The organism is Endozoicomonas sp. ALD040, assembly GCF_049275945.1.
GTDB lineage: Bacteria > Pseudomonadota > Gammaproteobacteria > Pseudomonadales > Endozoicomonadaceae > Endozoicomonas_A.
Genome location: NZ_CP184829.1, coordinates 3,615,881 through 3,639,628 on the forward strand (window position 1 = coordinate 3,615,881; position 23,748 = coordinate 3,639,628).

General features: G+C 48.3%; 13 protein-coding genes. 1 reads left to right on the plus strand and 12 read right to left on the minus strand.

The features are described 5' to 3' along the window. Window positions 1–26 precede the first annotated feature (26 nt). The 10 genes from ACOJUN_RS13270 to ACOJUN_RS13315 form a co-directional block, all read right to left on the minus strand. Window positions 27–1,823 (minus strand): hypothetical protein, encoded by a 1,797-nt coding sequence (locus ACOJUN_RS13270; protein WP_422132417.1) that lies wholly within the window; start codon window positions 1,821–1,823, stop codon window positions 27–29. A 145-nt stretch (window positions 1,824–1,968) separates the two neighbouring features. Next, the gene (locus ACOJUN_RS13275; protein WP_422132418.1) at window positions 1,969–3,765 is read right to left on the minus strand and encodes a hypothetical protein; all 1,797 of its coding nucleotides are present in this window, start codon (window positions 3,763–3,765) and stop codon (window positions 1,969–1,971) included. 213 nt (window positions 3,766–3,978) lie between these two features. After that, a complete protein-coding gene (locus ACOJUN_RS13280; RefSeq protein ID WP_422132419.1) occupies window positions 3,979–6,390 on the minus strand; it encodes a hypothetical protein in 2,412 nt (803 codons plus the stop codon). A 72-nt stretch (window positions 6,391–6,462) separates the two neighbouring features. Then, window positions 6,463–6,711: a hypothetical protein gene (locus tag ACOJUN_RS13285; protein ID WP_422132420.1), complete on the minus strand. Its 249-nt coding sequence runs from the start codon at window positions 6,709–6,711 to the stop codon at window positions 6,463–6,465. Between the two features lie 27 nt (window positions 6,712–6,738). Then, on the minus strand, window positions 6,739–8,688 hold the full coding sequence (locus tag ACOJUN_RS13290; protein WP_422132421.1) for a hypothetical protein: 1,950 nt from the start codon (window positions 8,686–8,688) through the stop codon (window positions 6,739–6,741). Between the two features lie 150 nt (window positions 8,689–8,838). Then, window positions 8,839–10,512 carry a hypothetical protein gene (locus tag ACOJUN_RS13295; protein ID WP_422132422.1) on the minus strand — a complete coding sequence of 558 codons (1,674 nt, stop codon included), beginning with the start codon at window positions 10,510–10,512 and terminating at the stop codon, window positions 8,839–8,841. A 150-nt stretch (window positions 10,513–10,662) separates the two neighbouring features. After that, window positions 10,663–12,756 (minus strand): hypothetical protein, encoded by a 2,094-nt coding sequence (locus ACOJUN_RS13300; protein ID WP_422132423.1) that lies wholly within the window; start codon window positions 12,754–12,756, stop codon window positions 10,663–10,665. A 67-nt stretch (window positions 12,757–12,823) separates the two neighbouring features. Continuing rightward, complete coding sequence (locus tag ACOJUN_RS13305; protein ID WP_422132424.1) at window positions 12,824–14,566, minus strand: hypothetical protein; 1,743 nt, start codon at window positions 14,564–14,566, stop codon at window positions 12,824–12,826. Between the two features lie 110 nt (window positions 14,567–14,676). Next, window positions 14,677–17,337, minus strand: coding sequence for a C2H2-type zinc finger protein (locus tag ACOJUN_RS13310; protein WP_422132426.1), 2,661 nt, complete (start codon window positions 17,335–17,337; stop codon window positions 14,677–14,679). Between the two features lie 125 nt (window positions 17,338–17,462). Beyond that, window positions 17,463–19,652, minus strand: coding sequence for a hypothetical protein (locus tag ACOJUN_RS13315; protein WP_422132427.1), 2,190 nt, complete (start codon window positions 19,650–19,652; stop codon window positions 17,463–17,465). Between the two features lie 176 nt (window positions 19,653–19,828). Between ACOJUN_RS13315 and ACOJUN_RS13320 the strand changes: the two genes are divergently transcribed. After that, a complete protein-coding gene (locus ACOJUN_RS13320; RefSeq protein WP_422132428.1) occupies window positions 19,829–20,149 on the plus strand; it encodes a hypothetical protein in 321 nt (106 codons plus the stop codon). A 104-nt stretch (window positions 20,150–20,253) separates the two neighbouring features. Here ACOJUN_RS13320 and ACOJUN_RS13325 read toward each other — a convergent pair whose 3' ends face one another. Both ACOJUN_RS13325 and ACOJUN_RS13330 read right to left on the minus strand, forming a co-directional pair. Continuing rightward, a complete protein-coding gene (locus tag ACOJUN_RS13325) occupies window positions 20,254–22,599 on the minus strand; it encodes a hypothetical protein (protein ID WP_422132429.1) in 2,346 nt (781 codons plus the stop codon). 125 nt (window positions 22,600–22,724) lie between these two features. Next, a complete protein-coding gene (locus tag ACOJUN_RS13330) occupies window positions 22,725–23,375 on the minus strand; it encodes a hypothetical protein (protein ID WP_422132430.1) in 651 nt (216 codons plus the stop codon). Window positions 23,376–23,748 lie beyond the last annotated feature (373 nt).

Sequence of the window (23,748 nt, forward strand, 5' to 3'; positions counted from 1 at the left end):
CTGTTAGAGATCATTGCTTTCTTGCTTTACTTTTTCGAGGGCTGAGGATCATCATCCTGATCCACATAAACAGACTTGCGCTTACGATGCGTTCTTTTGTGGTTAGCCAGGGCTCTGGCATTAATGCAAACCAATCCGCATGGCCGCTGTTGGCCATTCTCCCCGACCCATGTTAAGTGACAGGTTCGTTGTCCAGTGTGGAAGCTGCTTTTGTGGCTTGTTAGGGCTACCGCATTCTTGCAGACTGCCCCGCAAGGCTGTGGCTGGCCATTCTGCCCGATCACAGTGGCGTCACAGTTTTGTTGTTCGGTGTGGTATCTTCTTTTGTGATCCGAAAAGGCTCTGGCATTTTGGCAGACCGTTCCGCACGATCGCGGTTGGCCATCCTGACCGACCAGGGTCGCGTCACAGGTTTGTTGCCCGGTGTGGCATCTTCTTTTGTGATCCGACAAGGATTTAGCATTCTTGCAGATTATCCCGCATGGCCGCTGCTGGCCATCCTCCCCAATCACGGTTAGGTCACAGGTTTTTTGTCCGGTATGGTAATTGCTTTTGTGCTCTGAGAAGGTTTGAGCGTTTTTGCAGACCTTTCCGCATGTCCGCTGCTGGCCATCCTTCCCGATCACAGTCATTTGACAGGTTTGTTGCCCGTTGAGGTCTCTGCCCCTGCGATGCACCCGGGCCTGAGCATTTTTGCAGATGGTTCCACATGGCCGCTGTTGGCCATCCTCCCGGAACATCATTGAGTCACAGGTTTTTTGCCTGCTGTGGTATCTTCTCTTGTGAGTCGAAAGGGCTATAGCATTCTTGCAGACTTTCCTGCATGGCTGGGGCTGACCATCCTGCCCAATCACGGTTACTTCACAGGTTTGTTGTCCGGTGTGGTATCTTCTTTTGTGATCCGAGAAGGCTTTATTACTCTTGCAGACCATTCCGCATGTCCGCTGCTGACCATCCTTCCTGACCAACGTCAGGTTACAGGTTTTTTGCCCGGAGTGGTGTCTTATTCTGTGATCCGTCAGGGCTTTAGCAGTCTTGCAGACTTTCTCGCATGGCAGCTGCTGGCCATCAGTGCCGACCGATGTTAATTGACAGGTTTTTTGTCCAGTGTGGAAGCTGCTTTTGTGAGACGCCAGGGCTCCAGCATTCTTGCAGACCACCCGGCAAGGCTGCGGTTGCTCATTCTGCCCGGTCACAGTCGCGTCACAGCTTTGTTGTTCGGTGTGGTATCTTTTTTTGTGAGTCCAGAGGGCCTTGGCATTCTTGTAGAACTTCCCACATTGGCGCAGCTGGCCATCTTCATCGACTTCTATCAGGTTACAGATTACTTGCCCGGTGGGCCGGGTTTTATCTGATCTTAATCTACAGGCGCCATGACAGGGATAGACGAAACAATTTAAGCCCAAAGTATGTGTGTGTTGTTGTGGGTCTCCGTTACCGTCAGCAGATTCAGAATTCAGGAGACTGGAGACGAAGCCTGTAGCACGGGTGGTGGTTTTTGGGACTTGATGGCGGGATGATTCTGTTGGCTGACGTTGTTGCTGCTCATGTCCCGAGCCGTGCATTATAGTGGTGGCCCCGGCAGTCAGGATCAGTTCATAAACAATCAGAAGGTTCGTGGCATAAAGCCCTGGCCACGAAATCAACTCTGACGGGCCCAGTAACCTCAGCTGGTCAGGCTTTACAGAAAAGATCTGCTTTTGAGAACCTGTATTCTCCTCAAACGCGACAATAAAACGTCCTGTCAAAGGTTCGGCCATACACACTGCAGCAAACAACAATAGTAAGAACAGCGGTGCTGCAAAGGGTGAATATTTAATCATTCTATCCTTGCTTTGCGGGTTACAGATGGGAAAGGATAGATCATGAAATGAGCATTTTTTGCAATTGAAGATCTTCTGCAATAAACCAGAGATTTACTGGCAAAACTGAATAAAAGTGCTGATCTCAGATTGTTATTTATTCACTTTACCTTTTGAGGGCTGGGGCATCGTCCTGTTCTCCTGCAGCTGGTTTGCGTTTTCTGTGTATTCTTTTGTGATTATCCATAGCCTTGGCATTCTTGCAGACCTTCCTGCATGTCCGATGCTGGCCATCCTCCCCAACCAATGTTATGTCGCAGGTTTGTTGCCCGCTATGATGTCTTCTTTTGTGATCCGACAGGGCTGGAGCGCTCTTGCAGACCCTCTTGCATGGCTGCTGCTGACCACCCTCCCCGACCACTGTCGCGTCACACGTTTTTTGACTTGTGTGGAATCTGCTTTTGTGCGACGAGAGGGCTCGAGCGCTCTTGAAGACCTTTCCGCATGGCTGCTGCTGGCCATCCTCCCCTTCAATGTATACGTCACAGGTTTTCTGCCCGGTGTGGTAATTGCTTTTGTGCTCTGACAAGGTTTTAGCATTCTTGCAGACCTTTTCGCATGGCTGCTGCTGGCCATCCTCTGTGACCACAGTTGCATCGCAGACTTGTTGACCGGTGTGAGTACATCTTTTGTGCATCGAGAGGTCATGAGCACTCTTGCAGACCGTCCCACATGACCGCTGTTGGCCATCCCCTGTGACCACTCTTACATCGCAGACTTTTTGTCCGGAGTGGTATCTTCTTTTGTGAAACGTCAGGATGTGAGCATTGCGGCAGACCACTCCGCATGGGAGCTGCTGGCCATCCTCTCCAACCAATGTTATGTCGCAGGTTTGTTGCCCGCTATGATGTCTTCTTTTGTGAGTCGACAGGGCTCCGCTATTCTTGCAGAGCTTTCCGCATTGGCGCAGCTTGCCATCCTCCCCGACCAATGTTAAGTAACAGGTTTGTTGTCCAGTGTGGACGCTGCTTTTGTGAACCATCAGGGCTCCAGCATTCTTGCAGACTGCCCCGCATGGCTGCGGCTGGCCATTCTGCCCGACCACAGTCGTTTCACAGGCCTGTTGTCCGGTGTGGTATCTTCTTCTGTGAGTCGACAGTGTTCGGACATCCTTGTAGAGCTTCCCACACTGGCGCAGCTGGCCATTTTCATCGATCTCTATAACGTTACAGTTTGTCACGTTGAGCTGAGTTTTATTGGCTGTACCAGCACCCACTGACTCTGAAGGGGCCCCGATCACTAACCGGCAACGATAGCAGTGTCTATTGACCAAATGGGGGCATGAGCTTTGTTCGGCCATTTCTCTCGTGTGGACTGCCTCACGATCCGACGTTTTGCTATCGGATGAATCGGATGATGATCGTAATCTACAGGCGCCATGACAGGGATAGACGAAACAATTTAAGCCCAAAGTGTGTGAGTGTTGTTCTGGGTCTCCGTTACCGTCGCCAGATTCAGAATCCTGTAGTCTGGTGACATAGCCTGAAGGACGGTTGGTGGCTTTTGGGGCTTGATGGCGGGATGATTCTGTTGGCTGACGTTGTTGCTGGTCATGTCCCGAGCCGTGCATCATAGTGGTGATGACAAACGGGTAATCCTGATTTATCTCTTGTAGCTTAATCGGGTTAAACAGCCATGAGTCCGGGTTCCAATAGTTTTTTAAATGCCAACCGACAGCGATAGCTCCTTCGGCAGGTAGCGATGAATAAGGGGTTTCACCCGCAGTGGTGGCCCTGGTGGTCAGGATCAGTTCATAAGCAATCAGAAGGTTCGTGGCATAAAGCCCTGGCCACGAAATCAACTCTGACGGGCCCGGTAACCTGAGCTGGTCAGGCTTTACAGAAAAGATCTGATTTTGAGAACCTGTATTCTCCTCAAGCGCGACAATAAAACGTCCTGTCAAAGGTTCGGCTTTACAGACGACAGAAAACAACAATAGTAAGAACAGCGGTGCTGCAAAGGGTGAATGTTTAATAATTCTATCCTTGCTTTGCGGGTTACAGATGGGAAAGGATAGATCATGAAATAAGCATGTTTTTCAATCGCAGATCTTCTGCAATAAACCAACGGCTTAATGGCAAAACTGAATAAAAGTGCTGATCTCAGATTGATATATTTACCTTTTGAGGGCCGGGGCATCGTCCTGTACTCCTTCAGTTGGTTTGCGTTTTCTGTGTGTTCTTTTATGAACCGACACGGCTTTAGCAGTCTTGCAGACCTTCCCGCAGGACTGCGGCTGGCCATTCTCTGTGACCAATGTCAAGCGACAGGTCTTTTGAGCGGAGTGGACGCTGTTTTTGTGAGACGCCAGGGATCCGGCATTTTTGAAGATTGCCCCGCATGGCCGCAGCCGACCATTCTGTCCGGGAACGGTCACGTCACAGGTTTGTTGCCCGGTGTGCTTTCTTCTTTTGTGATTCGTCAGGGCCACGTCATTCATGCAGATCTTTCCGCATGGTCGCGGCTGACCATCCTCCCCGACCAAGGTTTCGCTACAGGTTTTTTGTATGCTGTGGTATTGCCTTTTGTGATTCTCTATGGCTCTGGTATTGGGGCAGACCACTCCGCATGGCTGCTGCTGACCATTCTCCGTAAACACTGTTTCGTTACAGGTTTTTTGCCCGCTGTGGACTTTGTTTTTGTGATTAAGCAGAGCCAGAGCATTCTTGCAGATTTTCCCACATTGCTGCGGCTGGCCATCTTCCCCGAACACAGTCTTTTGACAGGTTTGTTGCCCTGTGTGATGTCTTTTCTTGTGATGAAACAGGGCTTGAGAATCCTTGCAGATGGTTCCACATGACCGCTGTTGGTCATTCTCCCCGACTATGATCAAGTTACAGGTTTTTTGCCCGGTGTGATACTTGCATTTGTGAATCTGCAGGGCTTTGGCATTCTTGCAGATACTTCCACATGGACGTTGCAGACCATCCTTCCCGATTACAAGCAGGTGACAGGTTTTTTGCCCGCTGTGGTAGCAGCTTTTATGAACCGCCAGGGCTTGAGCATTCTTGCAGACTTTTCCACATGTCTGCCGCTGGCCATTCTTTCCGATGACATCCAGGTTACAGGTTTGTTGACCGGTGTGAGCAGTTCTTTTGTGATCCCTGAGGGCACGATTATTACTGCAGACCTTTCCGCACGGTTGCGGCTTGCCATTCTTCCCGACCACGGTCACCTTACAGGTTTGTTGTCTGTTGTGGACCCTGCTTTTGTGAGACCACAGAGATTGAGTATTTTTGAAGGCTCTCCCGCATGGTTGTTGCTGACCATCCTTCCCAACCACCGTCAGGTAACAGTTTCTTCGCCCGGTGTGGGTGTTTTTTTTGTGATTAATCAGGGCTTTAGCATTCCGGTAAACCTTCCCGCATGACAGCTGTTGACCATTTTTTCCGATCACTGTCAGGTTACAGATTGCTTGTCTGGCAGGTTCAGTTGCATCGGCTGCCTCTGAACTTATTGTGCATGCGACCCCGTCTGAGGCGACCCCGTCTGAGGCGACCCCGTCTGAGGCGACCCCGTCTGAGTCGACCCAATCTGCATAGTTGCAGCTGTTGATTGGGTTGCCATCAATGTCACGAGTCTGTGGCTGGTATGACAGTGAATGAAGCGGTTGGCCAAAATTGCATAAGAGTTGAGTATCAAGGATACCATTCAAATCTTCGAAAGATGAGTTTTGTTGAAAATCTTCAGTGTCTTCAGGATTAAATCGACCTAAGCAACTGAAACAGTGTCCATTGGCCAAATGATGGCACGCGCCCAGAAAGGGGGCTGCCCTTCTGTGGTTTATCCAACTTTCTATGGAATTGAGCGGCCATTCATTTGACTCTCTGCTATCGAATGATGATCTGAATCGACAAATGCCGCGACAGGTAGAGACGAAACAATTTAAACCCAAAGTATGCAGGTTTGGCTGAAGACCTTCGTCACCGTCTTCATTATCATTGTTCAGGTGGCCAGCAGCGGAAGAGCCTCTATAGTGGGTAGTTGTCTTTTGAGCTTTCTGGCAGGAAGATTCTGATGGCTGGTATTGTTGTTGGTCATCTCCAGAGCCAAACACCACAGTGATGGCGGCGCACGAATGTCTCTGACTCGCCTGTTGTTCAATGAGGTTAAACATCGATGAATCGAGGCGCCAATAGTTTTTTAGAAGCCAGGCAACAGCAACAACCACTTCTATGAGCAGCCATGAAGAAGTCATGGCACCGAGGGCGGGACCCTTGGTGGTGAAGATCAGTTCGTAGGCAACAAGCAGCTTGGCAGTGTGGAGCCATTGCCACGAGATCGATTCAGGAAAAGTTGTTTTGACTCCGTAATTGCCAGGTTTCTGTCGTTTGCCATTAGGCGGCAAATCTGATCCTGCATTGTCGCTTGTGTCGACAACGTTTGATGGTTTTTCTGACACTGCCTGTCTTGCACACTTTATAGAAAAGCTTCGGTTTGGAAAAGTTGCATTCTGCCCAAGCTCGACAACAAAGCACCTTGTTGACTCTTCAGCCTGACAGACGACAGGAAATGAAACGAGCAGCAATAGTGATGCTGCAAAAAGTGAGTGTTTAATAACTCTATCCTTGTACTCTGCTATACAGAGAGGAAGGATAGGTTATGAAGATAAGTTTGCTTCTTCAGGTATCTGTGAATAAGTGTCTGCACTCAGAGAGGGTGTTCTGGTGATCAGGATCACTTCATAAGCAACCAGCAGATTCGTCGCATAAAGCCATTGCCAGGAAATCGACTTAATGTTGATCGTTTTTACCCTATGTCTTTGATGTCTATGTCGTTTCTTATCCGATGGCAAATCGGGTTCTGAATAGTCTTTGGTATCGGTAATGACTGTGGAGATATCTGACAATACGCTCAGGTTTCGCTTTATAGAAAATTAATTCTGATCCGCATCAACAGGTTTGCGTTTTCGATGTTTTCTTTTATGATCCGAGAAGGCTTTAGCATTCTGGCAGATCGTCCAGCATTTCTGTCGCTTGCCATCCCTCCCGATTATGGTTTCCTCACAGATTTTTTTGCTACTGTGGTTCTTTCTTCTGTGATCCAACAGGGCTTGAAAACTGTTAAAAACGGATCCGCACGGCTGCTGTTGGTTATCCTTCCCGCGCACAGTCACGTCACAGGTCTTTTGCCCGGTGTGGTATTTGCATTTATGAGATGACAGAGATTCAGCGTTCTTGAAGATTTTCCCGCATGGTCGCGGCTGGCCATCTTCTCCAGTCACTGGCACGGGACAGGTCTTTTGCCCGCTGTGGAGAGTTCTTTTGTGATGCGTCAGGGCATAAGTATTTTTGAAGACCTTCCCGCATAACTGCGGTTGGCCATCTTCTCCAGCCACTACCACACCGCAGGTTCTTTGCTTAGTGTGCTCTCTTCTTTTGTGATCTGAAAGAGCATTAGCATGCTTGCAGACTCTTCCGCATGGCTGCAGTTGACCATCCACTCCGATTACGGTCTCGATACAGGTTTTTTGCCCGGTGTGGTATTTGCTTTTGTGAATCGAAAGGGCAGTAGTATTCATGCAAACCTTACAGCATGGTTGCTGCAGGCCATTCTTTGTGACCACTGTTGCGTTACAAATTTTCTGCCCGCTGAGGTTTGTGGCTTGTTCTCTGCCTGTCCGGGAAAGATGAAGTGGGTTATGACCCAATTGGGGTGATCCTGTTATTTGTTGTGTTTTTGACGCCCCCGCTGGAAGTCTGAAAGGTTTGCGGACATAGGAATTCCTGATTTTTTTGAGAAGACTATGATCACGCAGATTGAGTAAACCATTGACTATAACCAAATCATCATCAGTGACAGACAAATACTTATGCCTTGGCGCATTATCATGGAGTGGCTGGCCAGAGTTAGACTGTGCTTTCCCTGCATTCATCGAGAGGGTATGGTTGCAGCTGTTTGTCAGGTTGTCATTAACGTCATGGGGCTGAGCTTGATGCGTCTGAGGCAGAAAGGTTTCACCAGGAGTGCATTGGAATTGAAAGGAAAAGCGATCATTGAATACTTTTACAGGCGGTTTTTTTTGTGAGTCTGTAGTGTTTACAGAATCATAGTAGCCTGTGCAACTGAGACCGTGTTTAATTATCAAAGGAGGACATGAGCTTTGTCCGGGTATTGCTCCTGTAGGACCTGTTGAGCTTTTTTCGACATTCAGTGGTGATTCAGCAGGCCTTCTGCTGCTCGCTGATGGTCGGAATTGACAAATGCCACGACAGGAATTTACGAAGCAATTCAGACCTAAAGTGTGAGAGTCTTGCTGAGGGTTTCTTTTACCTTCGCCAGAGTCAGAATACAGGTGATTAATGAAATAGCGCTCAGGCTGAGTGGCGGCCTGTGAGGCTTGCTGGCTGGATGATTCTAAAGGCTGGCCTTGTTGTTGGTTATGTCCAGAGCCAAACATTGTAATCATACTCGCAAACGGCTGATCCCACTGTCTCAACATAGATGCCGTCTGTTGCTCAATCGGGTTAAATAACGGTGAGTTGGGGTTCCAGTAGTTTTTTAAAAGCAAACCGACAGCGAAAGCGGCTTCTACAGGTAGCCATGAATAGGGGTTAGCTCTCAGAGGAGTGCCTCTAGTGGTGAGGATCAATTCGTAAGCAATCAGCAGGTTAGTGGTGTAAACCCATTGCCACGAAATAGACTCAATGGGGTTTGGCTTTACCCCGTAAAAGCCTGATCTGTGTCGTTTTCCATCAGGCAGCGAAGCTGATCCTGTGTAGCTGTTTGTGTCAGGAATATCTGAAGGGGTGTAAGGCGTTATAGAAAAGCTCTGGTCTGGAAAACCTCCATTCTGTTCAAACTCGACAATAAAACGGCTTGTCAACGGCTCGGCCTGACAGGCGACGGAAATAGATAGTAGAAACAACGGTGTCGAGAAGAGTGAGTATTTAATAATTCTATCCTTGGATTCTGGTTTACAAAGAGGAAGGATAGATCAAGAAAATAAGTTTGTTTTTCTGCTAAAGAGCTCTTGTTAATCCAGATTCGTATCAACAGGCTTGCGTTTTCGATGTTTTCTTTTGTGCAGTCGCAAGGCTTCAACATTCTTGCAGGCTTTTCCGCATGGTCGCTGCTGACCATCCTCTCCGATCAAGGGTTCGTCGCAGGTTTGTCGTCCGGTGTGGACCCTTTTTTTGTGATTCTTCAGGTATCGAGCATTAGTGAGGACCATTCCGCATGGCCGAAGCAGGCCATCCTCACCGATCACGGTTACGTCACAGGTTTTTTTTCTGCTGTGAAAGTGTTCTTTATGATGCATCAGGGCAATAGTATTCTTGAGGATCTTCCCGCATAGCTTAGGCTGGCCATCCTCCCCAACCATGGTAGCGTTGCAGGTTCTTTGTCCGGAGTGGTACCCGCTTTTGTGATCCGTCAGGGCTTGAGCATTTTTGCAGACTTTTCCACATGGCTGCTGCTGGCCATCTTCCCCAATCACGGTGACTTCACAGGTTTTTTGACCGGTGTGGTCTCTTCTCCTGTGATCTGATAAGGCATTATTATGCTTGCAGACCTTGCCGCATTGTCGTAGCTGACCATCCTCTCCGATCACGGTCTTAAGGCAGATTTTTTCCCCACTGTGGTAAGTGCTTTTGTGAACCGATAAAGCTGCGGCACTCCAGCAGACCTTTCCGCACAATCGCTGCTGGCCATTCTTCCCGACCACCGTTGCTTTACAGATTTTTTGCCTTATGTTGTTTTTGGCTTGCACTGTGTCTTTCTGGGAAAAATGAAGTGGCTTATGACTGAAATGGGTTGATCCCTCTGTTGTTTGTTGTGTTTCTGAAGTCTCCATTGGGGGGTTGAAATGGTCACGCATAAAGGAAATTCCTGTTTTTACGCGAAAACTGTGACAACCAAGATTGAGTAATCCATTGACTATCACCCAATCTTCAGCTGTGAGAGGTAAATGCCTGTGCATTGGCACATCATGATTGACTGAGTCGGCAGGGTCCGCATGTGCTGCTTCTGCATGCCCTGATTGTTTCGGGTTACAGTTATTTGTCGTTTTGTCATTAATGCCATAAGGGCGCGGGCTTTGCCCGAATGTCATTTTTGTGCAGCCTTTCGAACTTTCTTTTAAATTCAGCAGCCATTCAGCAGCTTCTCTGCTTTCGGATGATGGTTGGAATCGACAAACACCGTGACAGGGATGGACGAAACAATTTAAACCCATAGTGTGTGAATACTGTGGTGGGTTTCCGTCACCGTCGTCAGAGTCAGAGTAGGGGCGATGAGTGAAATAGCCTGTATTCTGGATGGTAGCTTTTGGGGCTTGCTGAACGGATGATTCTGAAGGCTGGACCTGTTGTTGGTCATGTCCAGAGCCGAACAGGGTAATGATAATCGCAAACGGCTGATCCTCCTGTGGCAAGATAGATGGCGCTTGTAGTTCAATTGGGTTAAACAACGCTGAGACCGGTTTCCAATAGCTTTTTAGAAGCCAACCGACAGTGAAAACCACTTCGACGGGTGGCCATGAATGAGGGCTGCTGTCTGGAGACACTTCTTTGGTGGTGAGGATCAGTTCGTACGCAGTCATCAGATTAGTGGTGTAAATCCACTGCCACGAGATCGACTGAATTATAGAAAAGCGCTTTTTTGGAAAACTTTCATTCTGTTCAAGCTCGACAATAAATCCACTTTTCAACGGTTCAGTCTGACAGAAGACAGAAAACGAAAGCATCAACAGCGTTGTTGCAAAGAATAAGTGTTTAATAATTCTATCCTTGGATTCTGATATACAGTGAGGAAGGATAGATCAAGAAAATAAGTGTGCCTTTCTATCAAAGAGCTTCTGTTAATCCTGGTCGGCTTCAAGAGGCTTGTGTTTTCGATGCAATCTTTTGTGCTTAGACAGGGCTTTAGCATTTTTGAAGATTTTTGCGCATTGTTGCTGATGACCATCATGCCCGACCACGGTCATGCTACAGGTTTTTTTCCCACTGTGGGCAATGCTTTTGTGACTCGAAAGAGCGCCGGCATTCTTGTAGGTTCTCCCGCATCGACGCTGCTGACCATCCTCTCCGACCATGGTCAGGTTACAGATTTTTTGTCCGCCGTGGATAGTGCTTTTGTGATTCCAGAGAGACGCAGAATTCCTGCAGGTTGTCCCGCATAGCCGCTCCTGACCATCCTCCCCGAACACGGTCAGGCCACAGATTCTTTGCCCGCTGTGAATACTGCTTTTATGAGTCGAGAGAACTGCAGCGTTCTTGCAGATTACCCCGCATGGCCGCAGCTGGCGATCTTTTCCAAGCACTTTAAATTCACAGGTTTGTTGCCGACTGTGGTTCCTTTTTTTATGGTCAGTCAGGTTTCGAGAGTGCCTGCAGACCTTCCCGCATAGTCGTTGCTGGCCATCTTCCCCGACCAGGATGAAGTCACAGATCTGCTGCCCGCTGTGGTATTGACTTTTGTGGGTGCATAAAGATTGAGCATTTTTGCAGATCTTTCCGCATGGCCGCTGACGACCATCCTCCCCGACCACGGTCACGACACAGGTTTGTTGCCCGGTGTGGTCTCTTTTTTTGTGATCCGACAGTGCTTTGGTACTCTTGCAGGGTGTCCCGCATGGCCGCTTGAGGCCACCTTCTCCGATCTCGATTACGTCACAGATTTGTTGCCCGGTGTGGTTTCTCCTTTTGTGACCCAACAGAGTTTGAGCATTCTTGCAGACAGTCCCGCATGGCAGTGACTGGCCATCCTTCCCGTCCACGATCAAATCACAGATTTGTTCTCCAGTGTGGTTTCTTCTTTTGTGACTCGCCAGAGCCTGAGAATTTTTGCAGACCATCCCGCATGGCCGTTGCTGACCATCCACCCCGAGTACTCTCACGAGACAGGTTCGTTTCACGGTATGGTTTCTTTTTTCCTTAGTCGACCTGACTTGTCGGTAATGGGTCGCCCCCCCGAAAGGAAGGCAGCCCGAAGGTGAAGCCCCTGTCCATTCAGTTGTGCCCGTTTGAAAGGTGTTATGGTTTGATGCTGTGAAGTGGGAAAGGGCAGAGGCAATCCCGGTTTTTTCCACAAGGCTATGACTACCCAGATTGAGTAACCCATTGATTATGACCAAATCGTCACTGTCTTCGGTTAAATGCCCATGCATTGACACATAATGATTGAGTGGCTGGGCAGGATCAGTATAACTGGCCTCTGCACTCGGTGGATAGGCATTTTCAGACGATGGTCGGAGTCGACAAATGCCATGACAGGGATAGACGAAACAATTTAAACCCAAAGTATGTCGGTTTGGCTTAGGGTCTTCGTTACCGTCAGCAGAGCCAGAATGCAGCGGGCTGGTGAAAGAGCCTGTTCGTTGGGTGATAGCATTTGCTGCCTGCTGGCCAGATAATTCTGATGACTGATAGTGTGTTGTATGTTGTCCAGGGCCAGGCATCATAGTGGTGATCATAAACGGGTCACTTTGACTCGTCTCTTGTCGTTCAATCGGCTCAAACATGGGTGATTCGGGGTTCCAATAGCTTTTTAAAAGCCAACCGGCAGCGATAACAGCTTCTACAGGTACCCATAAACAGGATAGAGGGGGCTCTCTGGTAGTCAGAATCAGTTCGAAAGCAACCAGCAGATTTTTGGCGTAAAGCCATTGCCACGAAATCGACCCAATGAGGGATGTTTTAAACCCGTAACTGAAAGGTCTGTGTCGTTTTTTATCCGATGGGAAATGAGGTTTCGCATAGCCGTTTTTGTCGGCAATGTCTGATGGGTTTCCCGACAATGTAAGCTGGTCAGGTTTTACAAAAAAGTTCTGGTTTGGAAAGTCTGTATTCTGCTCAAACTCGACAATAAAAAGTCGTGTCAACGTTTTTGCATGACAGATGACAGACAATGACAGTAACAGCAATGCTACAAAGAGGTAATGTTTAATAATCAATACTTGCTTTCTGGTTTACGCAGAGGAAGGATAGATCACCACATCTGAGAGCGGGTATTATTTCAGTTCAAGGGCTGAGATCATCGTTCTGGTCCAGATTAACAGGCTTGCGTTTTCGATGTACTCTTTTGTGTTCATAAAGGCCTCCGGCATTACTAAAGACTTTCCCACATTGCCGCTGCTGGCCACCTTTCCCGATCAGAGTCTCGTAACAGGTTTTTTGCCCGCTGTGGATACTGCTTTTGTGAGTCGACATAGCGGCAGCATTTTTGCAGATTTTCCCGCATTGACGTTGTTGACCATCCTTCCCGACCACGGTTATATAACAGGTTTTTTTTCCACTGTGTTCTCTTCTTTTGTGTTCCGCCAGGGCTTTAGTATTCTTGCAGAGCTTCCCGCATGGCCGCTGCTCGCCATCCTGCGAGACCACTGTTTCGGCACAGACTTTTTGTCTCGTGTGATATCCGTTTTTGTGAGCTGACAGAAGTGGAGCATTCTTCAAAACCATCCCGCATGGCCGCAACTGTCCATCCTCCGCGATCACGGTCATATCACAAGTTTTTTGTCCGGTGTGGTCTCTCCTTTTGTGATATGCGAGGCCTTGAACACTCTTGCAGATCAATCCGCATTTCCGCTGCTTGTTATCCTTGTCGACCACAGACACGTCACAGGTTTTTTGACCAGTATGGTTTCTGCTTTTGTGATCCGCCAGAGTCCGAGCATTCTTGCAGAGCTTCCAACATAATCGTTGCTGGCCATCTTCCAGGATCACTGTCTCGTCACAGGTTATTTGCCCGGTGCAGTCTTCTCTTTCTTGATTCGAGCTGGCTTTTTCATAATGGCAAGCCCCACCAAAAGGAAGGTAGCCCGAAGGTGAAGCCCCTGACCATTTAACTTCGTCCGTTTTAGAGGTTTCAGGATTTGATCTCGTTAATACAACCTTACCGGGTGCTTCGACAAGGCCATGATTACCCAGATTGATCAGCCAATTAATTATGACCCAATCGTCAGACTTGACAGGCGAATGCCCGGGCATTGTCAGATCATCATTCAGTTTCCGGGCAGACTCAGTACAGTTGGCCTCTGCACTTATTGAATGTGCATTATCGGATGATGACCGGAATCTACAAATGCCGTGACACGGATAGACGAAACAATTTAAATCCAAAGTATGTCGATGTGGTTGAGGATCTTCTTTACCGTCTCCAGAGTCAGAATGCACGGGGTTGATGAAAGAGCCTGAAAGTTGGCTGTTGGCTCCTGGAGCTTGCCGGACGGGTGATTCTGTTGGCTGATATTGTGGTGGGTTATGTTCAGAGGCAGTCATCATGGTGGTGATCGCAAAGGGATGATTTTGACTCACATCTTGTTGTTCTGTCGGGTTGAACAGCAGTGAATCCGGATTCCAATAGTTTTTTAAAAGCCAACCAACAGCGATAACCACTTCAAATGGCAGCCATGAATAATGGCTTGAACTTTGTTGTATGTCTCTGGTGGTGAGGATCACTTCGTGAGTAACCAGTAGATTTGTCGTATAAAGCCATTGCCACGAAATTGACTCAATGAGGGTCGTTTTTACCTCGTAACTGTCTGGTCTATGTCGTTTGTCATCCAATGGCAAATCGTGTTCAGGGTAGCTGTTTGTGTCGGCAATGTCTGATGGTTTGCTCGACGATGCAGGCCAGTCTGGGCTTATAGAAAAGTTCAGGTTTGGAAAATCTGCATTTTGTTCAAGCTCGACAATAAGGTGTCTTGTCAACGTTTTGGCCTGGGAAATGACAGACAACGACAGCAACAGCAGTGTTGCCAAGAGAGAATGTTTAATAATTCTATCTCTGCCTTTTGGTTTAAAGAGAGGAAGGATAGATCAAGAAAATAAGTGTGTTTTTATGTTTTGCTCATTGAAGGGCGGTTGTCCGTTCAAGGAGTGATACCATCGTCTGGTTCAACATCGACGGCCTTGCGTTTTCGATGTGTTCTTCTGTGATTGTAAAGGACTCTGGCATTCTTGAAGATTTTTCCGCATTGTCGCTGCTGACCATCTTCCCTGATCACGGTTACGTCACAGGTTTTTGGCCCGCTGTGGAGATTGCTTTTGTGATAGGAAAGAATTGCAGCATTGTTGCAGGTTGTCCCGCATCGCCGCTGCTGACCATCCACCCCGATAACAGTTAGGTTACAGGTTTGTTTTCCGCTGTGGTTTATTCTTCTGTGACCGATCAGGGCTACCGCATTCTTGCAGACCTTTCCGCATCGCCATTGCCGACCATCTTCCCCGACAACGGTCAGGTCACAGGTTTTTTGCCCTGTGTGGTCTCTTCTTCTGTGATCCGAAAGGTCTTGGACACTCCTGCAGGTTTTCCCGCATGGTCGTTGCTGGCCATCTTCTCCGATTACGGTCACGCGACAGGTTTTTTGTCCGCTGTGGATTTTTCTTTTGTGATTCGTCAGGGCTTGAGCATTATTGAAGGTCTTGCCGCATGTCCGGTGCAGGCCATTGTCTCTGATTATGGCCATGCCACAGGTTTTTTGTTCGCTGTGGACTTTTCTTCTGTGTTGCGCCAGATTTCGAGAACTATTGAAGGTCTTACCGCATTGCCGCAGCTGATCATCTCCATCGAACGCGATCACACTACAGGTGTGTTGCCCATTGTGGTAACTGCTTTTGTGATATGACAGGGCTTGATAGCTATTGTAGACTGTTCCGCACGACCGCAGCATACCATCCTCCCCGACCAGGGTCAGGCTACAGGTTTTTTGCCCGCTGTGAACTTTTTTTTTGTGGTCCGACAAGGTTCTGACACTGCTAAAGACCAATCCGCATGGTCGCAGTTGATTATCTTCGCTGACCAGAGTTGCGGTACAGGTTTGTTGGCCGCTGTGGTATCTGCTTCTGTGAGATGTCAGGGCTTGAAGATTCTTGCAGCCTTTCCCGCAAGGCTGCGACTGACCATCCTCTCCGATAATGGTCTCTTCACAGGTTTTTGGACCGGAGTGGAGGCCTCTTTTGTGATTGCTCAGAACCGCAAGATTCTTGAAGATCCTCCCGCACGGCCGCTGTTGACCATCTTCTCCGACTACGGTCACGGTACAGGTTTGTTGCCCAGTGTGCTTTCTTCTTTTGTGGTCCGACAGCATAACGGCACTCTTGCAGACCTTTCCGCATAGCTGAGGCTGACCATCCTCCATATAGACTGGCTGGTCGCAGGTTTTTTTTTCGGTGTGGGCATTTCTTTTGTGATCCGATAGCGCTCTGGTACTGCTGCAGACCTTCCCGCATGGCTGTTGCCGACCATTTTCCCCGACCACAGTTATCTGGCAGCTTTGTTGCCCGGTGTGACTTTTTCTTTTGTGGTCCGTCAGGGCTTGGGCATTCTTGCAGACTGTCCCGCATGGCTGTTGCTGACCATCTTCGCCGATCACTGTGACGTGACAGACTTTTTGACCGCTGTGGATTCTTCTACGGTGGTTCGACAGGACATAACTATTCTTGCAGACTGCCCCGCAGGGCTGCGGCTGACCATCTTCTCTGATTACTATTGTTTCACAGACTTTTTGCTCGCTGTTGGTTGTGACTTGTGCTGTGGCTGTCTCGATAAAAGGAGTCTCGCAAAGAGTATGTTGGTTCAGATCAAGTGGGTATGATTCAATGGTTGTTGGTTGTGCTTCTGAATGATTAAGTTTAACGAAAATCCCTTCTTCTTCGAGAAGATATTGTGGGTCGAACAGTGCATTAATGTCGCCAAAATCACTGGTGTTCCAGGGCATGCTCCCCGGGTATGTCAAATCATTTCTGAATGACCCGGCAAAGTCATTTATATAAGCTACCTCGTCTATAGGTAGGCTTTCTTCCGGCTTTGGCGGCCATTCAGCGGACTCTCTGCTATCGGATGAGTGTCGGAGTCGACAAGTGCCATGACAGGAATTGACGAAACAATTTAACCCCAAAGTATGTCGATGTGGTTGAGAGTCTTCGTTACCGTCGCCAGAGTCAGAATGCAGGGGATTATTATAAGCTCCTGTGAGCTGGCTGGCGGCTTCTGTGGTTTGTTGGCCGGATGATTGTGAGCGCTGATATTGTGATGGGTTGTGTTCAGAACCGGACATCATAGTGATGATCGCAAGTCTGTGATTTTGACTCGCCTGTTTTTGTTTAATTGGCTTAAACAGCAGTGAATCAGAGTTCCAATAGCTTTTTAAAAGCCAGGCAGCAGCGACAACTGCTCCTGCAGGTAGCCATGAATAAGGAGTGGAGTACTGAGGAGCGTCTTTGCTAGTCAGAATCATTTCGTAAGCAGCCAGCAACTTCGTGGCGTAGAGCCATTGCCACGAAGTCGACTCAATGAGTGGCATTCTCATCCCGTAACTGTCAGGTCTGTGTCGTTTGTCATCTGATGGCAAAACAGGGTCTGCATAGCCGTATGTGTCGGCAATGTCTGACGGGTTGCCCGACGATGTTTGCCGGACAGGCTTTATAGAGAAGTTCTGGTTTGGAAAATCTGTGTTCTGTTCAAGCTCGATAATAAAATGTCTTGTCAACGATCTGGCCTGACAGATGACAAACAATGACAGTAACAGCAATAGCAGCGCTGCAAAGATTGAGTGTTTAATAATTCTGTGCCTGCCTTCTGGTATACAGAGAGGAAGAATAGATCAAGTAAACAGGCGTGTTCTTTTGTCTTTCTCATGAAAGGGCAGGTCTCTGTTCAAGGACTGAAGTCATCGTCCCGGCTGTCATTAACAGGGTTGCGTTTTCGATGTGTTCTTTTGTGATCCCGCAGAGCTTGAGCATTCTTGCAGATCTTCCTGCACAATCGCTGTCGACCATCCTTCCCGACCATGTTCAAGTCACAGGTTTTTTGTCCGCTGTGGACACTGCTTTTGTGAGTCGACAGAGCAGCGGGATTCTTGCAGATTGTCTTGCATGGCCTCTGCATTCCATCCTCCCCAACCAGGGTCAAGTTACAGGTTTGTTGCCCACCGTGTTTTCTTCTTTTGTGGTCCGACATGACTTTGGCACTCTTGCAGGGCTTCCCGCATGGCTGCTGCATGCCATCTTCCCCGACCACGAGCATGTCACAGGTTTGTTGCCTTGTGTGGTTTCTTCTTTTGTGATCCGCCAGGCTCTGAGCATTCTTGCAGAGCATCCGGCATGGTCGTTTCTGGCCACTTTTTGTGACCACGGTTACGGAACAGGTTCTTTGCCCGCTGTGGATAAAGCTTCTATGAGCCGAAAGGGCATGAGCATTCTTGAAGACCCGCCTGCACGGCTGCAGTTGGCCATCTTTCCCGATTAGGGTTGCGTCACAGGTTTTTTGCCCGCTGTGACTTATTCTTTTGTGTTCCGCCAGGATTTGACTACTTTTGCAGACCTTTCCGCATTGACAAGGTTGGCCATCCTCCCCGAGCACTGTCTCGCCACAGATTTTTTGCCCGGAGTGGTGTCTTCTTTTGTGATCTGAGAGGGCTTTAATATTGTTGCAGACCTTTCCACAGAGTTGCGGTTGGCCATCCTTCCCGAGCACTGTCTGGGCACAGGTTTGTTGTCCGGTGTGATGTCTTCTTTTGTGATCTGACAGGTTTTTGATGCTTTTACAGACTTTTCCACAGAGTTGCGGTTGGCCATCCTCGCCGAGCACCGTCTCGCAACAGGTTCGAGGCCCCGAGTGGTGTCTTCTTTTGTGATCTGACAGGGCTTTGATACTGCTGCAGACTCTTCCACATAGTCGTTGCTGACCATCTTCCCCAAGCAGTTTGTCGACACAGATATGTTGCCCGGAGTGGTCTCTTTTTTTTTGATCCAAAAGGCCTTGTTGGCAATGGTTAGCGCCTGTGTAAGGGAGACAACCCGAAGATGAAGTCTCTGCCGATTCAATGTCGTCCGTCTGAGAGTCTTTATTGTCTGATGTCGTGAATATAATCTTATCAGCTGCTGCCTGGGCTGTCCGGGAAGGATGAATCAGGTTTTGATTCCATTGGGTTGATGCTGTTGTTTGTTGTGCTTCCAAAGTTTCTGCCGGGGGAGTGCAATGGATTAGCGAAATGGAAAACGGGTTTTTTTCGGCAAGACCATGACTACCCAGATTGAGTAACCCATTGATTATGAGCAAATCATCGGTGGTGACGGGTAAATGCCAAAACATCGTCAGTGGTCGGGTTTTTACAGTACAGGCGGCCACTGCACTCAATGAATGTGCATTATCGAATGATGGTCGGAATCGACAAACACCGTTACAGGGATAGACGAAACAATTTAAACCCAAAGTATGTCGATGTGATTGAGGGTCCTCGTTATCGTCACCGAAGCCAGAATGCCAGGGGCTGGTAAAAGACCCTTCGGGATAGGGGGTGGTTCTCGGAGCCTGTTGGCCAGATGCTTGTGAAGGTTGATATTGTGATGTCTGATATTGTGATGGGTTGCGTTCAGAACCAGGCGTCATAGTGATGATCGAAAGCGGGTCATTTATACTCGCCTCCTGTTGTTCATAAGGGTTGAATAAGGATGACACAGGGTTCCGATAGTTGTTTAAAAGCCATCCGACAGCTACGACCGCTTCCAGGGGTAATGATGAATAAAGGTTGAACCCCGTCGGGGCGTCTTTGGTGGTCAGGATCAGTTCAAAAACAACCAGCAGATTTGCGGCATAAAGCCATTGCCATGAAATCGATTCAATAAGGGGCGTTTTCAGCCCGTAACTGCAAGTTTTCTGTCGTTTTTTATCTGATGACAAACTGGGTTCAATACTACCGTTTTTGTCGGCAATGTCTGACAGGGGGCCTGGCAATATATGCAAGTCGTTTTTTATCGAAAAGTGCTGTTTAGGAAAATCAGCATTCTGTTCAAGCTCGACAATAAAACGTCTTACCAATGGCTTGGCCTGGCAAATGACCGACAACGACAGCAACAGCAGTGTTGCAAAGAGAGAGTGTTTAATAATTCTATCTCTGCCTTCTGGTCTACAGAGAGGAAGGATAGATCAAGAAAATAAGTGTGTTTTTGTATCTTCCTCGAGGAAGGGGGAGTTTCTGCTATTCTCAATTTTCAAACAAAAAACCACATGGGACTGGCAGTATGAGCCTTGAGTCAAGAGTCACGGTACTGGAAGAACAACAAGACAAATGGGAGAAAGTGACCGCAAGCTTAAGCGATAGCTTATCGTTTATGCTTCGGTCATATCAGCAATTAGAGATTCACCTGAAAATACATGATCGGAAATTTGACAAGATTGACCAACGTTTTAAGGAGGTTGACCAGCGTTTTAAGGAGGTTAATCAACGTTTTAAGAAGGTTGACCAGCGTTTTGACAAGATTGAAAACTATTTAGAGGATCATGACCGTCGTTTTGACAAGATTGAAGACATGCTAATCCAGATCTTCAATAAGCTCGCGTAGCACAAACCTCACAGGACAGTCAGCACGAGTCTTGAGGCAAGAATCAGGTTACTGGGAGCATCGGGAACACTTCCGTCGTTCCCGGCTTCACTCCCGTCATTGCCTCACTTCACATCAACAGGCTTGCGTTTTCGATGTGTTTTTTTGTGATTCGACAGCTCAAAGGCATGTTTGTATACCTTCCCACAAAGTCGCTGCTGGCCATCTTCCCCGATCACGGGCAGGTTACAGGTTTTTTGCTCGGTGTGGTCTCTTCTTTTATGGTCCGACAGGGCCTGAGTATTTTTGCAGACCATTCCGCATGGCCGTTGCTGGCCATTATTCCCGGCAATGGCCAGGCTACAGGTTTTTTGCCCGCTGTGGTATCTGGTTTTGTGAGATGACAGAGAGTTACTATTACCGAAGACCTTGCCGCATGCCTGCTGCTGGCCATCTTCTCCCACCACGATACTGTCACAGGTTTGTTGTCCGCTGTGGACTCTGCTTTTGTGATCCAGAAGGGCTTGAGCACTTCTGCAGACCGAACCGCATAGTTGCTCAATGCCATCCTCTGTGAGCACTTTTACGGCACAGGTTTTTTGACCGCTGTGGGCGCTGCTTTTGTGAGACGACAGTGATTGTAAATTCTTGAAGACCTTCCCACATAGCTCTCGCTGGTTGCCCTTCCCAAGCCAGGTTAGGTCACAGATTTGTTGCCCGCTGTGAGCTACTCTTTTGTGATACAACAGGGCCTTGGCATTTTTGCGGACTTTCCCGCATGGCCGCAGCTGGCCATTTTTTCCGGCCACGGTCTGGTTGCAGGTTTGTTGTTCGCAGTGGAGTATTTTTTTGTGATTCATCAGGGCATAAGCATTCTCGCAGACTGTTCCGCATGGCTGCTTTTCGCCATCCTCCCTGACTACTGTTACGACACAGGTTTTTTGTCCGGTATGGTATTGGCTTTTGTGAGTTGAAAGTACTTTTTTATTCTTGCAGACCTTTCCGCATTGCCATCGCTGACCATCTTTCCCGGCTACGGTCATCTCGCAGGTTTTTTGCCCGGTATGGGTTCTTTTGTGGGATGACAGAGCTTTAGCGCTCCTGAAGAGCTTCCCGCATGGCCCTTGCTGGCCATCTTTCCTGATCATGATCTCGTTACAGGTTTCTTGTCCGGCGTGGTCCCTGTTTTTGTGATTAAACAAGTCTAAAGCATTTTTGAAGACCTTTTCGCATGGCCGTTGCCGGTCATCCTTCCCGGTCACAATCTCGTCACAGGTTTTTTGTCCGCAGTGGTATCTTCTTTTGTGTGACATCAGGGCCTGTAGATTCTTGCTGCGCACTCCGCATGGCCGCCGCTGGCCATCCTCCCCGATCACGGTAAGGTTACAGGTTCGTTGCCCGGTGTGAGCTTTTCTTTTGTGATCCGACAAGGCGTATTTACCCTTGTAAACCTTTCCACATAGCTGCAGTTGGCCATCCTTCCCGACCAGGGGCAGGTTACAGGTTTGTTGCCCGCAGTGGAGTGATCTTTTGTGGACCGCCAGGGCGCGAGCATTCTTGCAGACCTTCCCGCATGACGACTGTTGCTCATTCTTCCCGAACACTATCATGTTGCAGATTAATTGCCCGGCATTGCCAGTTGTATGGGCTACCCCTGTATTCTCTGAGTCTGAGGCGACGCCATTTTTAAAGTTGCAACGATAACAGTGTGCATTGGCCAAATGAGAGCATGAGCTCTGTCCGGGTGTTGATCCTGTGTGGTCTGTTGAACTTTTGGATGAATCCAAAGATTGTCGGAATTGGCAAATGTCAATACAGGGATGGACGAAACAATTCAGACCCAAAGTATGTGAGTGCTGTTGAGGGTTTTCGTTACCGTCGGCAGAATCATAATAAAGAAGTTGAGTGAAATAGCTTTTAGGGAAGGTGATGGTCTGTCGGACTGGCTGGCCGGATGATTCTGATGGTGTGGTTTGTTGTGAGACATGTTCAGAGCCAGCCATCACAGTGGTGATCGCAAACGGATGATCCTGAATCGCCTTTTTTTGTTCAATCGGGCTAAACAGCGTTGAATTGGGGTTCCAATAGCTTTTTAAGAGCCAACTGACAGTGATAGCCGCTTCTGATGGCAGCCATGAATAAGCGTTTCGCCATAGAGAGCTGTCTTTGCTGGTCAGGATCAGTTCATAAGCAATCAGTAGGTTAGTGGTGCAGAGCCATTGCCACGAAATCGAGTCAATGAAGGTGGTTTTCACTCCGTAACTGTCAGGTTTATGTCGTTTGTTATGGGATGGCAACCCGGGCTCTGCATAGCCGTGTTCGTCGACAATGCCTGACGGAGGGCCCGACAATATACGCAAGTCGTGTTTTATAGCAAAGTGCTGTTTGGGAAAATCAGCATTCTGTTCAAGCTCGACAATAAAACGTCTTACCAATGGCTTGGCCTGGCAAATGACGGACAACGACAGCAAGAGCAGCGCTGCAAAGAGAGAGTGTTTAATAATTCTATCTCTGCCTTCTGGTGTACAGAGAGGAAGGATAGATCAAGAAAATAAGTGTGTTTTTGTATATTGCTCATGGAAAGGCGAGTGTCTGTTCAAGGATTAAGGCCACTGCCCCAATTCACATCAACAGGCTTGCGTTTTCGATGTGTTCTTTTGTGATTCCTCAGCTCCATGGCATTTTTGCAGACCTTTCCACAGGGTTGTTGCTGGCCATCTTCCCCGATCACGAGCAGGCTACAGGTTTGTTGCCCGGAGTGGTTTCTTCTTTTATGATTCCAAAGGACTGAAGCATTCTTGCAGATCAGCCCGCATGGACGTTGTTGGCCATCCTTCCCGTTTATGACCACGCTACAGGTTTTTTGCCCGCTGTGGTTTCTTCTTTTGTGATCCAACAGGCTCTGAGTACTCTTGCAAACCATCCCGCATAGTCGCTGAATGCCATCCTCTCCGACCATTTTTACTTCACAGGTTCTCTGTCCGCTGTGGTATTTGCTTTTGTGATCCGACATGGCTTTAGCGCTTTTGCGGATCGCCCCGCATTGGTGAGACAGGCCATCCTCTCTAAGCAGGGTTACGTCACAGATTTGTTGCCCGGTGTGGTGGTTGCTTTTGTGAGAGGACAGTGATTTTTTACTCTTGTAGATCTTCCCACATTGCATTAGCTGGCCATCTTCCCTGAACACTATCACGTTGCAGATTGCCAGCCCGGCTGGGGGAGCTGTATTGGCTGATCCTGCAGCCATCGGATTTGAGGCGACCCCACTTACAGAGTTACAACTACAGTCGTCTATTGCCTAAATGGGGGCATGATCCCGGTTTGGGTGTGGCTCCTGTGCAGTCTTTCGAGATTTCTACTGATTTGATTGCTCTGCTATCGGATGAATCGGGAGGTTGTAGAAATTGACAAAGGCCGTTGCAGGGATGGACGAAACAATTCAAACCCAGGGTATGTGAGTGTTGTTGAGGGCTTTGGTTCCCTTCACCAGAGTCAGAATAAAGGAAATGATTGAAAGAGCCTGCACAATGGTTAGTTACTTGTGGGGCTTGCTGGCCGGATGATTCTGATGACTGGCCTTATTGTTGGTCATCTATAGAATCATGCATCATAGTGGTGAT